This is a genomic window from Aeromonas sp. HMWF015 (assembly GCF_963878965.1).
Taxonomy (GTDB): domain Bacteria; phylum Pseudomonadota; class Gammaproteobacteria; order Enterobacterales; family Aeromonadaceae; genus Aeromonas; species Aeromonas veronii.
In genome coordinates this window covers 1-548 of the sequence record NZ_CAWNZT010000281.1, presented here as the reverse complement: position 1 = coordinate 548, position 548 = coordinate 1, and the positions used below count along the sequence as shown (strand labels likewise).

Sequence of the window (548 nt, the reverse complement as noted above, 5' to 3'; positions counted from 1 at the left end):
ACCCTGAGCGGGGAGGGGGTGGATGTGGCCGCGCTGCGGCTCGATCCAGACCATCGAACCTCTACCGTGCTGGTGGCACTGGATGATGAGGGGGAGCGCAGCTTCACCTTTATGGTGCGCCCCAGCGCCGACCAGTTCCTCACCCCGGATGAGTTGCCCCGTTTCGATGCCGGTCAGTGGTTGCTGACCTGCTCCATCGCGCTCGCCAACGAGCCGGTACGCACCAGCTGCCTGCAGGCCATGGCCGCCATCAAGGCGGCAGGCGGACGGGTCTGCTTCGACCCCAACCTGCGCCCCGAGGTGTGGGGCAACCCCGCCGAGATGCTGCCGCTGGTGCGCGAAGCCATCGCACAGGCGGATGTGGTCAAGCTCTCCATCGAGGAGCTGCAACTGCTGAGCGGCGAGGATGAACTGGTCGCCGGGCTTGCAACTCTCTCTGGCCCGGCGCTGGTGCTGGTGACCAGAGGGGCGGCCGGGGTGGTGGCTCGCCTTGATGGCGAGTTGCTGGAGTGGGTGGGGCAGAAAGTGACGCCCATCGACACCACGGG

The 548-nt window shown here is 67.3% G+C and carries 1 protein-coding gene; it reads left to right on the top strand.

Annotated elements, in window-relative coordinates:
* On the top strand, nucleotides 1-548 hold a 548-nt coding region (locus AACS18_RS14505), incomplete at both ends, for a PfkB family carbohydrate kinase (protein WP_258228716.1).